This window comes from Paraburkholderia sp. J7, from assembly GCF_905220155.1.
Lineage (GTDB): Bacteria > Pseudomonadota > Gammaproteobacteria > Burkholderiales > Burkholderiaceae > Paraburkholderia.
Genome location: NZ_CAJMYZ010000028.1, coordinates 1 through 12834, shown reverse-complemented (window position 1 = coordinate 12834; position 12834 = coordinate 1). Strand labels below are relative to the sequence as shown.

Sequence of the window (12834 nt, the reverse complement as noted above, 5' to 3'; positions counted from 1 at the left end):
TACTGCTTTGTATTGGTTGTGTTTTTCGTCACCACCCGCCCGACCAGCCAGTTCGGTCAAATACCAGATTGTTTACAATGTCGACATTTTGTCGAACATTGTCATCTCACCCTAACTGCAGATTTTCTGCCAGCGATACGAAAACTGGCGTGTCGTCAAACCTAGCAGTTGCGCTGCGCGCGACTTGTTACCGCCAGCCGTCCGCAACGCTTGTCGAAGTTCGTCAGCAGAATGCGAGTCGTTCGCCATGTACTGGCGCACTCCTTCCGGGACTTGAATTCTCGCCTGCTGCGTCGACCTTGAGGTCTCCAGCGCTGGCACCAATTCAGCTGCGGGCATAAACCGTTCGACATCTTCCGAGTGAAGTATTGGCTTGTCGGCGAGCAGCACGACGCGCTCGATGAAATTCGAAAGCTCCCGGATATTGCCTGGCCATTGATGATCCTCAAGCCTGGCAAGCGCGTCAGGCGCAAGATTGACGTTGCGTTGGTTTGCCTGGTTTGTACGGCTAAGAAAGTGCAAAGCCAAAGGTCGAATGTCGCCTTTGCGCTCTGCTAACGACGGCAGACGAATAGGAATAACGTTGAGTCTGTAATAGAGATCCTGTCGAAACATGCCGTTGGCAACATCTATCTCCAGGCTTCTGTTGGTCGCGGCAACAAGCCTGACGTCCACCTTGATTTCCCGCTTTCCCCCAAGCCTAGTTATTGTGCCTTCCTGCAATGTGCGAAGCAGCTTTCCTTGCAACGCGAGCGGCAGTTCACCAATTTCGTCAAGGAATATAGTGCCCGAAGTCGCCTGTTCGAAAAGTCCCTCTCGCACACCCGTGGCCCCCGTAAACGCACCACGTTCGTAGCCAAACAATTCGGACTCGAAAAGCGAGTCGGGAATTGCCGCACAGTTCACCTTTATGAACGGCTTGTCACTCCGTTGGCCGGACAGGTGCAGAGCTCTGGCGAATAACTCCTTGCCCGTTCCAGATTCACCAAGCAGCAAGACGCTCGCTGAAGCATCCGAGACCCGCTCCAACTCCGAGATGGCCCTCAACAGTGCAGGCGAGGTGCCCACGATTCCGTACTTTGCACTCTCGTGCTCGAGCGCGTGCATCAACATTTCGTTCTGCTCCTCAAGCGCCCGCGTTCTCGCCCTCATCATCGAATCAAGATGGAGAAGATGTCCGGCCAGTATCGCCAGGATCCGCAAAATAGAAACGTCGCTCGATAGAGCGCGATTCCGGGCGCGAATTCGATGGCACGCAAGAACGCCTACACTGCGATCCTCTATCCGGATCGGCAGAGCAATAAATGAAACGGGGCCCGGCGGAAGGCGATCCCGTGGAACAGCTCGCGCGAGGAAAACGTCGTCCCGATCGATATCCTGTATGATGACTAACTGACCGTGGCGCAGCACATGCCCCGTTATTCCTTCACCAATCTTGTAGCACCCCCGTTCTATTTCGTCGGGCTTGAGGCCATACGCATAGCGGATTCTGCAACTGTCAGTCGCTTCATCCATGAGCACAATACGCCCTCTGTTCAGCCCAAGGAGCTCAGACATAAGATGGAGCGTTTCACGTAGGACTATGTCCGTCGAAAGACTTTTCCCCACAAGACTCATGATTTGCTGGAGAAGGAGCATCTCCTGCTCCCTCCAAAATCCGGGCGAATCGCTTTCACTGTGCAGGGAATTCATCTATCTACCCTTTCTCAAAACACGTTCCTTCATTGATATCTACTCGTACATCAAACATATTCGCCGGACGAATTCTTCAACCTATTACCACCCCATATTTTCCAGCTCGATACGTCGAAACCTGATTTATTGACAAGTAGTTTTTCAAAAAACTCAACATCATTGCAACCCACCCTCGACGCCACCTTCCCTACATCATCGGATTCCAATAACATTTTCATCGCCGACACGATGCGTATCCCGCCCAGAAAATCAGATACAGATTCTCCAGTGAAGGACATGAATAATTCGAGGAAGGCACTCTCGTGGATTTGACAGACAAGGGCAAGTTCGTGAGCCGTCCAATCATGCGACGGGTTGGAGAACATGTGATCGAACGCCGGCTCGAGATACCCCTCCTCGCACGCCCGACCACCTCCGGAATGCTGGTTCGCCAGCTCACAACGCAACGTCATGAAAAAGAGCGCTGATGCGAGATTGCTTGCGAAATAGGAACCACCCGTCTCTGGATCGCAGGCTTCGTCCAAGATAAGTGCAATGAGGCGAGAAAGGCGCAATTGCGGTGTACTTTGCCCCTGCACGCTAAAGACCACGATTGAGGGCAGGCAGCGACGCAGAAGTACGAGATAAAGCGACGATACGAAGAACCTGCCGCTAAGTACCTCCGTCGGCCGAGATTCAACCGCTGAGCTCCGTTCAAGAGCATCCCGGGCATTTAATGGCTCCAATCGGTGCCCGCAGGCATCGACCATCACCGCAATGTCGCCAGCGACCATTGAACGACGACGTCCTGCCGCGTCAACGACACGCACGCCCCCCTGGACGACATAATGCCAACTGAGCTCCGGCACATTGCAGTATTCATTGACTTCGATCTGTGCGGATTTCGTGATTGAACGACGCAATTCGCACACACCGCGCACATGCATCACATCCAAGAGATGAGCTAAAAATCTCATTTGATCACCAAAGCTTTGGGACACCCGGCCGACATGTCCAGTATTTAGGGCTAGACTCCCCGCGCAGCGCACTGCAGCACCTGCGGCGCGCGATCGGGCAAGATTAAGCAATTTGTATGCCAGCACAGCATCTATCTGACAGACCAGACAACGTGCTTTAGGCCATTGGCAGTCTGAACATGCGTGCCCCCCCCCACAGCAAATGGTGTCGTATTTCACCCGGCCGTGTAGGCGGCCCACAGACTCGCTCGCTGCGAGAATGCAGGCGGTCTGGCTGACCGCTCCATGGAAATGATGTCGGCGATGTTTGTAGCCAGGGGGAAGATCTGAGACCCCCCCCAACATGCATCACCTCGCGAATTCCAGTACGCTTCCTGAATAGAACGGCGTGACGCAACAAGCACACTTCAGGATTGCGTCGGCATGGGTGCAGGTTGCAACCTTTTGAGTGGAGCAACGCTCAACTCGGGAGCGACGCGCTACCGGTCTTCCTCCCACTTCCTGACTCTTTGAGTCCTGAAGGCCCACGAGTGGACGGTCGCACCAGTGAGCGCTCAGTCGATGCTTCGACACCGGTCCGCTTCGACCTCCTCCCACACACGCCTTCCAGCACCGTCCTCCCAAGCGCAACTGATCCTGTACCACATTCGCATCTGCGGCGGATATGCGACCGGCCTTTCATTCGGGGCGGCTCACGATGGCAGGGCGCCCATACCTGCCGCAAACGCGAAACGGCACACCCCCGTGTGTTCCCAACGAGGGACGTTAAAGACCCCCGAACGCCAGCCCGTTTGGCGTCAGAACAGCACAAACTCTCCCGACGAGGACTCCGGTCAGTCTGATTGACATTCCGTAACGGATGTTCCATAATAGCACCTACTGCGAGACGTAACCGCAATTGAAGCGAGGGTAGTTTATGGCGCGGCCACGGGAGTTCGATGCCGCAGAAGTTTTGCACAAAGCGATGGGGGTTTTCTGGCATAAGGGCTATGAGAGCACTTCAGTCGTTGATTTGGTAGAGGCGACCGGCCTCGGAAAAAGCAGCCTCTATGGAGCATTTGGCGGAAAACACGAGCTCTTTCTGGCGGCATTCGATGCGTACCGAAACGACCGCGTTCGCGACATGCGCAACATTCTTGAGCATGGACCGGCACGCCACTCCATCGAGACGTTTTTTCGCATGATCGTCACGGACGCCCACTCGCCGCAGTTTTCGAATGGATGCATGAGCATCAATCAAGCGGTTGAGATGGCTCCGCACGACCCTGAGGTCCGGCAGCGCGTGCAGGACGATTTTCAGCATATTGAGCACGCGCTGAGACGTGCGATAGAGCGCGGTAAAAGAGATGGCTCGGTGAGGTCCTCAAAGCCCGCGCGAGACATTGCTCAGCTGCTCGTCGTGGCATTCCCAGGGCTTCAGGTAATGGTCCGCGCTGGTTACGATAACGAGCGGCTGAACGATGCTTTAAGGCTGTTGTTCTCGAATCTCGATTGAAGATGTGCATGCTTTTATGCATGCATTTTTTTCCTTTGTTATGTAACGATCGTTCCGTAACAATTTCTCCACGCACAAGGAGGTCCTCATGAAGATCCAGCAAATCCGCAATGCAACCGTCATCGTGGAATTCGCCAACACGCGGTTCCTGGTCGATCCCGTACTCTCCCCGAAAGGCACTTACCCCGGATTCGAAGGCACTGCGAACAGCCATCTCTTTTGGCCAACGGTGGAGTTGCCCATCTCCGTCGAGCAGATTCTCGACGTGGACGCCATCATCGTTACCCACACGCATCTGGATCACTGGGACGACGGCGCCAAATCCTTGATCCCGAAGAACATGCCGATCTTCGTCCAGCATGAAGAAGATGCTGAGATTGTGAAAGCATCAGGGTTTTCAGATGTTCGCTTGCTGACGGAAGACTCGTCATTCAACGGGCTGACGCTCATCAAGACTCCCGGTCAACACGGGTCGGACGAAGCAATTCACGCCATTGGTGATCTACTGGGTCAGGTGAGTGGCGTCGTTTTCAAGCATCCGTCAGAAAAAACGCTGTATCTGGCCGGCGACACGGTGTGGAATAAATATGTCGAAAGCTGCGTAGAAACCTATCAGCCCGATGCCATCATCCTAAATAGCGGCGATGCCCAAGTCCCCGGTCTCGGTTCGATCATCATGGGTAAGGAGGATGTCTATAAGGTCCATCAGGCAGCGCCGCACGCCACTCTGATTGCGACTCACATGGAAGCAGTCAACCATGCTCTGTTGACACGCAAGGAACTGCGCGAATTCTCGGCAGAGAAAGGCATGGTCAACTACCTGCTCGTCCCGGAAGACGGCGAGGTTTGCGTCCTCTAAACCGCGGACAAAACTCCTCAAATTATTTAGAAGGATCAATATCATGTCTGTTGAAGCGAACAAGGACCTTGTCCGTAAATTCTACGCCGCACTCCAGCGGGAAGACTATGTCGCCGCCGCTGAACTCTGTCATCCGAACTTTGTGTTCTACACGCAGGTTGATACGCCAATCTACGGTACGGACGGCTTCGTCCAGTCGGAGAAGAAGAACTTCGACGCCTTCAAGGGTTTCCGGTTTCCGATTGAGGCGTTGCTTGCCGAAGGTGACCAAGTCGCCGCCTATTTGACGTTCGAGGGCAAACAATCCGGACCGATCGAAGGTGTGGAACCTACTGGCAAGACGGTGCACTTCTCGCTGATGATGCTCCTGAAAGTTGCCGACGGCAAAATCATCGAGAAACGGGCACACTTTGATCGATTCGACATTCGTCGACAACTGGGCGCACAGGTCTAATCCACGTCGTTAAAGATAGCCGAGTGTAGTGCCCCCTGACTTGTCTCCGGGGGGCAGTCAGGCGCAGGATAAGCCTGCGTCGGGAGGGGTGCTCGCGCACCACTTCCCGCCCGGGTGGTATTCAAGACGCAACCGAGTGGGCCATGCCAGAAATCTCTTCAAGAATACGGATAGCTACGAAATCCGACGAATGAGGCACACAAACCATGAGGCGTTCATTTACGACATCCGAGTTCGCGCCCAGTGATCGTCTTGCCGCATGGGAAAGGTGGATCACGGACTATTGCGCACCAATGTCAATGTCAGCTGAGAATGTGCAACGGCAGCATTTTGAAGCACGGGTTGACATGATAGATGATGGTCCGTTCTGCATTTCACACCTCCAGGCGACCGACCATGTAGCAAATCATCGCCAAGGTCTTTCGGAAGGCAAGGATGGGGAGCACGTTCTCTTGTCCGTGCAATTGAGCGGAATCAGTACGATTCTCCAAGATGGCCGCACTGCCCAGCTCGGTCCGAATGACATGGTGATATATGACGCCTCCCGTCCGTTCATATGGAACTTCTCCGGCCAGCAATACACAGTGCGCTTCCGTCGCGCACTTTTGTCGTCTCGCGGGCCTTGCGATCGCAGACATACTGCCATTCGGGTGCCTGCACAGAGCGGTCTCGGGCGCATCGCAGTCGAACACGTCAGTACCATCTATCGTGAGTTCGGCCACATTCGACGCTCCCCAACAGTTATCGAACACCTTTGCGGCACTACCGCTGATCTCATTTCGGCAGCACTGTCCGAATATTTCAACACGTCTCCAGTACTCGTGTCGGACGTTCGGGAAATGCATTTGCGCCGCGCTCACGTCTTCATCTCCGAGAATCTTCGCGACCCGGCTCTGCGCCCATCCCAAGTCGCAGCCGCGCTCGGTATATCGCAACGCTATTTGTATCGCATATTTGCTAATAGCGACAAATCTATCAGCGATTTTATCCTCCATAAGCGTCTCGATGGCTGTGCGAATTGGCTTGCCCAACCAGCTTGGCATCATCGATCAATCACCGACATCGCCATGAGTTGGGGTTTCAACAACGCTGCTCACTTCAGCAGACTCTTTCGACATCACTTCGGAATGTCGGCACGCGAGTACCGGACGTTAGGATTGAATACTGGCGACAACTCAATTACATGCGCAGAGTCAATAGCAAATAAGATCAACATTCAATCGCGCGAACTAGGGTGAACACTCGAAAGGCTAGCCGCCGGACTTTGGGCGGCGCGTTTCAGCTCGCGATCTTGATTGCTAAAGATCGGTTGACTGGTTCGCGGTCTTGCACTGTGATATGGGCATGCTGCGGACAACGCGCGATGCGCCCGCCTCGATTCTACTATTACGCAAAAGTCGCTTGAAGAGCCGTAGTGAATTTGAGTTGCGTCACCGAGCAAGCGATTTACGATAAGCCGCCAAGATATCGAACGCTTCAATTGAGTGCCACTGAGCACTCTCTTTCCGCAAGTGAGCAGACCAGATTTAGCCGCCAGCATGGCACGAAACATCAACAATCTGGTCCCTTCCAGACAAGACAGCACGAAATTGGTCGTCGACACTGCATTCGGTGTGACGAAAATCATAGTCACGTCCACATGCTCTCTCGAATATTGGCTGCGCTTTTCGAAATATCTGGGGCATTCGACAATGTAGACAGAAGAATCAAAAGACCCACAACTGCCAAATAGTTTGAATCAATCGATGGGTATCGGAGACAAGTATGCTAAAGCGTTTCAATATGAGCATCCCGGCAATGGTGCTCGCAATGTCGGCCTCGCCGATGGCATTCTCGCAAAGCGTGGGGAGCTTTGTCGCGTCGCTAGGTCCGGCGTGGATTGACTTCGGAAGATCACGTGCTACGGAACTTCAAAGTCAGTCGCCGTTTGGAACCTTCACGTCAGCAGGAACAGATGCGCAAGTACACAATGTCGTCACCCCCGAGCTAACGCTTTCCTATTTCGTGACGGATAACATCGCCCTCGAAGCGATTCTGGGCGTGCCGCCAAAACTGAATTTATACGCGCAAGGCAACGTAACTCCTTTGGGTTCGGGCGGTCCGGCACTTCAAATGGGTGACCTACACCCTTTCGCAACGGCCCGAGCATGGGCACCGATTCTTCTTGCCAAGTATTTCTTCGGTGCCGCTAACAACCGGTTTCGCCCCTTCATCGGTGCAGGCGTGAACTACACCTGGTTTTCCGCAGTCCAGTTGAACCCGAACATTGCTGGCGTGCTGACCCAGTTTGGCGGCCCGGGTGGGCATGCCGAAGGGTCGCTGAGCAATTCGTGGAATCCAGTTTTCTCCCTTGGTGCGTCATATCAGATCTCCGATCGCTGGTATATGACTGCGTCCGCGACCTATCTTCCGCTTGTAACGCATGCACACTTTAATGCTGTATCTCAGTCCGGTCAAACAACCCTGACAAACTCAAGCAAGATCACAGGTGACCCTATCGCAGTTTTCGTCGGGATTGGCTATCGCTTCTGAGGCCGGAATGGAAATGCTTTCAGTGAGTGCCAATAACTCGCGAGGATGCGCCGCGGATACCGCGGCGCACTTCAATAAGTGCCTCATTGACAATCTGCTTGCTGTCGGCGGAACTCCCTGGAGTTCACACCTTCCAGAGGGGGAAAAAACGCGAAAAGTACGCGATTTCGGAAAAGCCAAGCAGGTCAAAAATCTGTGCCACTGTCGTCATCGTATATACGAGATTCCGCTTCGCCTCGAGCAGCCGCCGCTGATGCAGGTACTGGAGTGCGCTCTGCTCATCGCAGCTATCACCGGAATGTTCAACGGGTATATCAGACGAACTGCGCACCCGCCCAATGACGAAGTCTTTCGCCAACCTCAATCCGACGGAACTTGCGAGAGGTCGCGAAAACCTCAAAAAAGCACGCCTTGAGCGCACTACTTCTCGCGGAAGATGATATCGAAAGCGGTTGCGGGCGAGCATGAGGCCTTTTTGCGGAAGTTGCCAGCCAGGGCTCCCCCGGGGGCTGCTGGCTAGGAGTGCAGCGTACTGGAAAACACCTAGATTCGCGTCCGATGCCCGGCTGATGAGGCGTTCGCGGTGTTATTCAATCCATCTATAACGATCATTTATTGGCGTGGGTTTTTCGTGAAGATAGGTGCAACTACTATTTGTACAAATATATATTCTTCTCGAATCCTAACGACTTCGAAATTGAATTTTCCTTGGGAGACGTCAAGGCCGCACACCACAGAAGCGCGCGCGAGTGTCTACCAAGAACATATACCGCGCGTGAGAGAAATCTCGTTGCCGGTTGCATTGGTAAATATAACAAGTTCCAAGCTATCAGGGTTAGTGGGTCATGGCTGAGTCGGACGCTAACAATTCAAATCGTCAGATTGCCCCCATATCAGACTAGTTAAACACGGAGACGTTGACTTAGCGATATCTAACTGCCTATCAACTTCCACGCACAGCACGAGGACGTGCTGGGTTGCACACTACCAGACCAACAGGACACGACATGGATTCGAGCAACAATGCCCGCACGGCGGACATTCAACATCACTACCATCCCGTTACCAGCCCGACGGAGCTGAGACGCGACGGGCCTTCGCTCGTGACAAAGGGCGAGGGTATTCGCTTGACGATTGATGGGCGCGAGCTCTTCGACGGTTTCGCTGGGCTTGGTTGCGCAGCTATCGGCTACGGAAACGAAGAAGTTGCCGCTGCGGCCTACTCGGCGATGAAGCGTCTTTCATTCTGCCATAGCTTCTGGGGTCAAGGGAATCCTGACGCAGCCCTCCTCTCCAAGAAGCTCTCCGAGCTTACCAATGGAGACTTCGACACCTTCTTCTTTGCATCGACAGGATCCGACGCAAACGAATCTGCCATCAAGATCATCTACTACTACTGGAAGCTGCGCAACCAGCCGACGCGTAAGATCCTGCTGGCTCGAAACTATGCATATCACGGCAACACCGTCCTGACAACTGTTCTCTCTGGCATTCACCACTATCACGAGCAATTTGATTTGCCCATCAGCGGTGTTGTTCACCACGTTGATGCCCCGTACTGGTATCGCTACGGAAATGGCAAAACGGCGGAAGAACAAGGGGCCGAAGCTGCGGCGTCGCTTGAGCGCAAGATCCTTGAACTCGGTGCTGAAAATGTTGCCGCATTTTTCGTTGAACCTATCCAGGGAGCCGGCGGTATCATCATGCCGACCGCAAGTTATCTGAAGCAGGTTGCCGAGATCTGCAAACGCCACGACATTCTCCTCGTTTCTGACGAGGTAATCACTGGCTTCGGGAAAACCGGCTCGATGTTCGCCTACCAGCATTACGGGTTCCAGCCCGATATCCTGGTCGTGGCAAAAGGCATTACATCGGCGTACTTCCCGCTTTCCGCAGTCGGGCTCGGCGCCAAGGTCGCCGATGTTCTGACAGCCGCAGATGAGATGTTTGTTCATGGCTTCACAAATAGCGGCCACCCCGTGGGAGCCGCTGTTGCTCTGGCGAACATTGATGTCATCGAGAAGCAGAAGCTGCTCGAACATGTGACAAAGGACCTCCATCCCGCACTGAACTCATGGATGCAGAAGTTCTCTCGTCATCCTGCCGTAGGCGAAGCACGTTCGGTCGGTGTCATTGCGGCTCTCGATTTCTCGCTTGGCCACACCGAAGAGGAACAAACTGCCTTCTGCGAGGCAGTGAGTCAAGAAGCACGCAATCGAGGCTTCATTGCAAGGGCGATCGGCCCGGTCCTGGGAATGATCTTCCCTCTTATTACGACGGTTGACGAGCTCAACGCGTGCATGGCGATTCTGGAGTCGTCCTTGGACGCTACATACGCTCTCACCGTAGCAGAGGCAAAAGTGTAAGCACTTGCCGTGGCTGCTGGCACCGTTCGGTTAGGCAGCCCCATCAGTCTCAGCCGCTCTTGACCATGGACACCCCGAAACTTACATCCCGACATACCGATTGGCGACGTCAAGGCTCGGCGATCCGGCGGCCTGTTCAAGAGCGCGGACGCAAGAAGTTCGAACAGATACTCCAAGTAACGGAGAGCTTCCTGGAGTTCCGCGAACCTGGCGACATAAGTATCTACGATATCGCCTACAGCCTGAACACCGCACCGCCCAGCGTGTACCACTTCTTTCCCGACGTTTCATTGGTGTTCGTGGCCTTGGCGGAACGGTACCTTCAGCAAATCACGGAAGTTTGCGCAGTGGGAAGTGCAACGATTTTCGTTCGATGGGAGACATTGCTTGACGCCTATTTTGATCGCGTCTTGATGCTCTACCGAACGAGACCGGCCATGCGGAAAGTTCTTCTTGGCTTAGGTTACACGCCTGAGATACGCAGGCTAGACATAGACAACAATCGAATCGCTGCAAACTACCTTCTCGAGGCACTAAGAAGTCATTTCGTAGTTCCTGAGGTAAGCGATCTTTGCGACAGAGTATCGGAGTCGATATCCATTAGCGATTCTATATGGACCCTACATCTTCATCGTCATGGAGAAATATCTGAGCTGGCCAGACAACGAGCTTCAGACGCAAGAAACGCATACTTAAAAAACATCCTACCTGACATGATGCCACGCAGGTAGCACACGCCGTTTGCCTCAACAAATCAATCACATTCCTGCGACGATTCAATTTGGAGTACTAATATGGAAGAGCTGTCGGCACTTTCGGGTACAAGTTCACCCGAGGACTCATCTCTGTTCGGAACGCTAGGTACTGGCGCGGTGGCACTACTCACAATCTCGGCGGCCGCCCCGCTTGGTGCAACTGTAGCGGTTGGTCCCGTCGCGGTGATTTTCGGCAATGGGGCGGGTCTTCCAGGCGCCTTTTTGCTAACTGGACTGTTTCTCTTCTGCTTCGCAGTGGGATATTCTGCTCTTGCGGCAGAGATACCTGGCAATGGAGCATTTTATCGCTACACCACCGTTGTCTTCGGGCATCGAGTCGGCATGGGAACCGCCTGCGTGTCCCTAGCATCATATCTAATGATGACTGCGGCGCTCGCGACTTTAACCGGGTATTTTGTGGACCTTTCCGCCCAGTCATTCGGCATACATATTGGCGCTCAGGCGTGGATAATTATGTCCATGATCGCAGTTGCCGCCTTTGGTATCAGGAATATTGATGTCGCGGCCAAGGTAGTAGTTCCTCTTATTATTTGTGAATTTGGCGCTCTTTCAATATTGATTATTGCAATCGTTGCTCATAAAGGAATAAATTCCTTTCCGGTTGAAGCAGTTTCGCCGTCCACGGTATTTTCCCCTGGTTTTGGAATTTCTGTGATGTTTGCGCTTAGTGCGTTTGTCGGTGTCGAATCCGCAGCACTTTACTCCGCAGAGGCGAAGAATCCAAAGACTGCGATCCCGCGAGCAACTATCATCGCAGTGGGCCTCGTTGGTCTCTTCTATTTCATTACCTTCTGGGCGTTCATCGGTGACATTGGGATTGACCATGTCGCTGCAATCGCACAGAAAGGCCTGACGGACGTCAATATTCAGCAGAGCCTTTTCCTTGACAGCTTCGGAAAAAATCTTGGACCGATTGCCGAAAAAATCATCTCCTTAATGATCGCGACTAGCTCGTTCGCCGCCTTTCTGAGTCTCCACAATGCTGCAACGCGCTACGTCTTTACGCTGGGAGACGCGCGCATCTTGCCTCGCCGCTTCGGTGTCGCAAGCGCCAAGGCCGGGTCACCCGCAACTGCAAGCATCGCGGTCAGTGTGTTTGTAGCAGTAGTAACGCTGGCGTTAATCATCTCACGCGTTGACTATGTAACCGCGTTCGCGCCAACCATTGCGCTGGGCACAACGGGCATCATCGTCCTGCAAGGTATCGTGGCTTTCGCTACGGTCTTCTACTTCCGTCGACGCAAAGATCCTCGCATCTTTACTACCTTTATCTTGCCCCTCATCGGCTTCATCGGAATCTGCTCAGCATTCTTCCTGACCCTTTCCAACTACGACGTACTCTCCGGATCCAGCTCGACCATTATCAACTCCATGCCACTCGTATTCATCCTGATTTTTGCGTACGGGTGCATCACAGGAAGAGGTAGATCCGAAAAGAACGCCTCATAAGTGATATGCGCAGAATTTGGGTAACGCTCACTTCGTCACGAGGACACCCTGCTCCTTGCTCACAAGTTCGATCTGATGCGCAAGGAGCGATTTGTCCACAACACTGCACCACATCATTTGGTTCACTGACGCAGTAATACTATTTTGTATCGCTTTTTTCGAGCTTTCTATAATAAATATTAGCACTACGAATTAGCATTGGAGATTTCGATGAAAATTAGACTCATCGCTGCACTTCCACTCTCTGCACTG

The 12834-nt window shown here is 53.4% G+C and carries 11 protein-coding genes; 8 read left to right on the top strand and 3 right to left on the bottom strand.

What is annotated here, in order from left to right; translation table 11 throughout:
- Positions 1–111: 111 nt before the first annotated feature.
- A complete protein-coding gene (locus tag U5A58_RS34145; protein WP_321915931.1) occupies positions 112–1692 on the bottom strand; it encodes a sigma-54 interaction domain-containing protein in 1581 nt (526 codons plus the stop codon).
- A gap of 50 nt (positions 1693–1742) precedes the next feature.
- Complete coding sequence (locus U5A58_RS34140; protein WP_321915930.1) at positions 1743–2675, bottom strand: cupin domain-containing protein; 933 nt, start codon at positions 2673–2675, stop codon at positions 1743–1745.
- A gap of 892 nt (positions 2676–3567) precedes the next feature.
- On the opposite strand from U5A58_RS34140, the gene U5A58_RS34135 reads away from it, so the two are divergent.
- From U5A58_RS34135 to U5A58_RS34115, 5 genes are all read left to right on the top strand, one after another.
- Positions 3568–4146, top strand: coding sequence for a TetR/AcrR family transcriptional regulator (locus U5A58_RS34135; protein WP_321915929.1), 579 nt, complete (start codon positions 3568–3570; stop codon positions 4144–4146).
- A gap of 88 nt (positions 4147–4234) precedes the next feature.
- Entirely contained in the window at positions 4235–5005 is a 771-nt protein-coding gene (locus U5A58_RS34130; protein ID WP_321847147.1) for an MBL fold metallo-hydrolase, read from the top strand.
- Between the two features lie 43 nt (positions 5006–5048).
- Positions 5049–5459: an ester cyclase gene (locus tag U5A58_RS34125; protein ID WP_321847146.1), complete on the top strand. Its 411-nt coding sequence runs from the start codon at positions 5049–5051 to the stop codon at positions 5457–5459.
- Positions 5460–5665: 206 nt separating this feature from the next.
- A complete protein-coding gene (locus tag U5A58_RS34120; RefSeq protein WP_321915928.1) occupies positions 5666–6697 on the top strand; it encodes a helix-turn-helix domain-containing protein in 1032 nt (343 codons plus the stop codon).
- Positions 6698–7223: 526 nt separating this feature from the next.
- Positions 7224–7991 (top strand): OmpW/AlkL family protein, encoded by a 768-nt coding sequence (locus U5A58_RS34115; RefSeq protein WP_321847144.1) that lies wholly within the window; start codon positions 7224–7226, stop codon positions 7989–7991.
- Between the two features lie 124 nt (positions 7992–8115).
- Here the strand turns inward: U5A58_RS34115 and U5A58_RS34110 are convergent, their stop codons facing one another.
- The gene (locus tag U5A58_RS34110) at positions 8116–8349 is read right to left on the bottom strand and encodes a helix-turn-helix domain-containing protein (protein ID WP_321915927.1); all 234 of its coding nucleotides are present in this window, start codon (positions 8347–8349) and stop codon (positions 8116–8118) included.
- 649 nt (positions 8350–8998) lie between these two features.
- On the opposite strand from U5A58_RS34110, the gene U5A58_RS34105 reads away from it, so the two are divergent.
- From U5A58_RS34105 to U5A58_RS34100, 3 genes are all read left to right on the top strand, one after another.
- Positions 8999–10357 carry an aspartate aminotransferase family protein gene (locus U5A58_RS34105; RefSeq protein WP_321915926.1) on the top strand — a complete coding sequence of 453 codons (1359 nt, stop codon included), beginning with the start codon at positions 8999–9001 and terminating at the stop codon, positions 10355–10357.
- 65 nt (positions 10358–10422) lie between these two features.
- Positions 10423–11088, top strand: a complete 666-nt coding sequence (locus U5A58_RS40900) for a TetR/AcrR family transcriptional regulator (RefSeq protein ID WP_408602553.1) — start codon at positions 10423–10425, stop codon at positions 11086–11088.
- Between the two features lie 63 nt (positions 11089–11151).
- On the top strand, positions 11152–12582 hold the full coding sequence (locus U5A58_RS34100) for an APC family permease (RefSeq protein ID WP_321915925.1): 1431 nt from the start codon (positions 11152–11154) through the stop codon (positions 12580–12582).
- Positions 12583–12834: the final 252 nt, after the last annotated feature.

What these genes read in the sequence shown, in the direction of transcription:
- U5A58_RS34135 (WP_321915929.1), top strand. Translation starts at nt 3,568, where the DNA reads ATGGCGCGGCCACGGGAGTTCGATGCCGCAGAAGTTTTGCACAAAGCG.
- U5A58_RS34120 (WP_321915928.1), top strand. Translation starts at nt 5,666, where the DNA reads ATGAGGCGTTCATTTACGACATCCGAGTTCGCGCCCAGTGATCGTCTT.
- U5A58_RS34125 (WP_321847146.1), top strand. Translation starts at nt 5,049, where the DNA reads ATGTCTGTTGAAGCGAACAAGGACCTTGTCCGTAAATTCTACGCCGCA.
- U5A58_RS34100 (WP_321915925.1), top strand. Translation starts at nt 11,152, where the DNA reads ATGGAAGAGCTGTCGGCACTTTCGGGTACAAGTTCACCCGAGGACTCA.
- U5A58_RS34105 (WP_321915926.1), top strand. Translation starts at nt 8,999, where the DNA reads ATGGATTCGAGCAACAATGCCCGCACGGCGGACATTCAACATCACTAC.
- U5A58_RS34145 (WP_321915931.1), bottom strand. Translation starts at nt 1,692, where the DNA reads ATGAATTCCCTGCACAGTGAAAGCGATTCGCCCGGATTTTGGAGGGAG.
- U5A58_RS40900 (WP_408602553.1), top strand. Translation starts at nt 10,423, where the DNA reads ATGGACACCCCGAAACTTACATCCCGACATACCGATTGGCGACGTCAA.
- U5A58_RS34130 (WP_321847147.1), top strand. Translation starts at nt 4,235, where the DNA reads ATGAAGATCCAGCAAATCCGCAATGCAACCGTCATCGTGGAATTCGCC.
- U5A58_RS34115 (WP_321847144.1), top strand. Translation starts at nt 7,224, where the DNA reads ATGCTAAAGCGTTTCAATATGAGCATCCCGGCAATGGTGCTCGCAATG.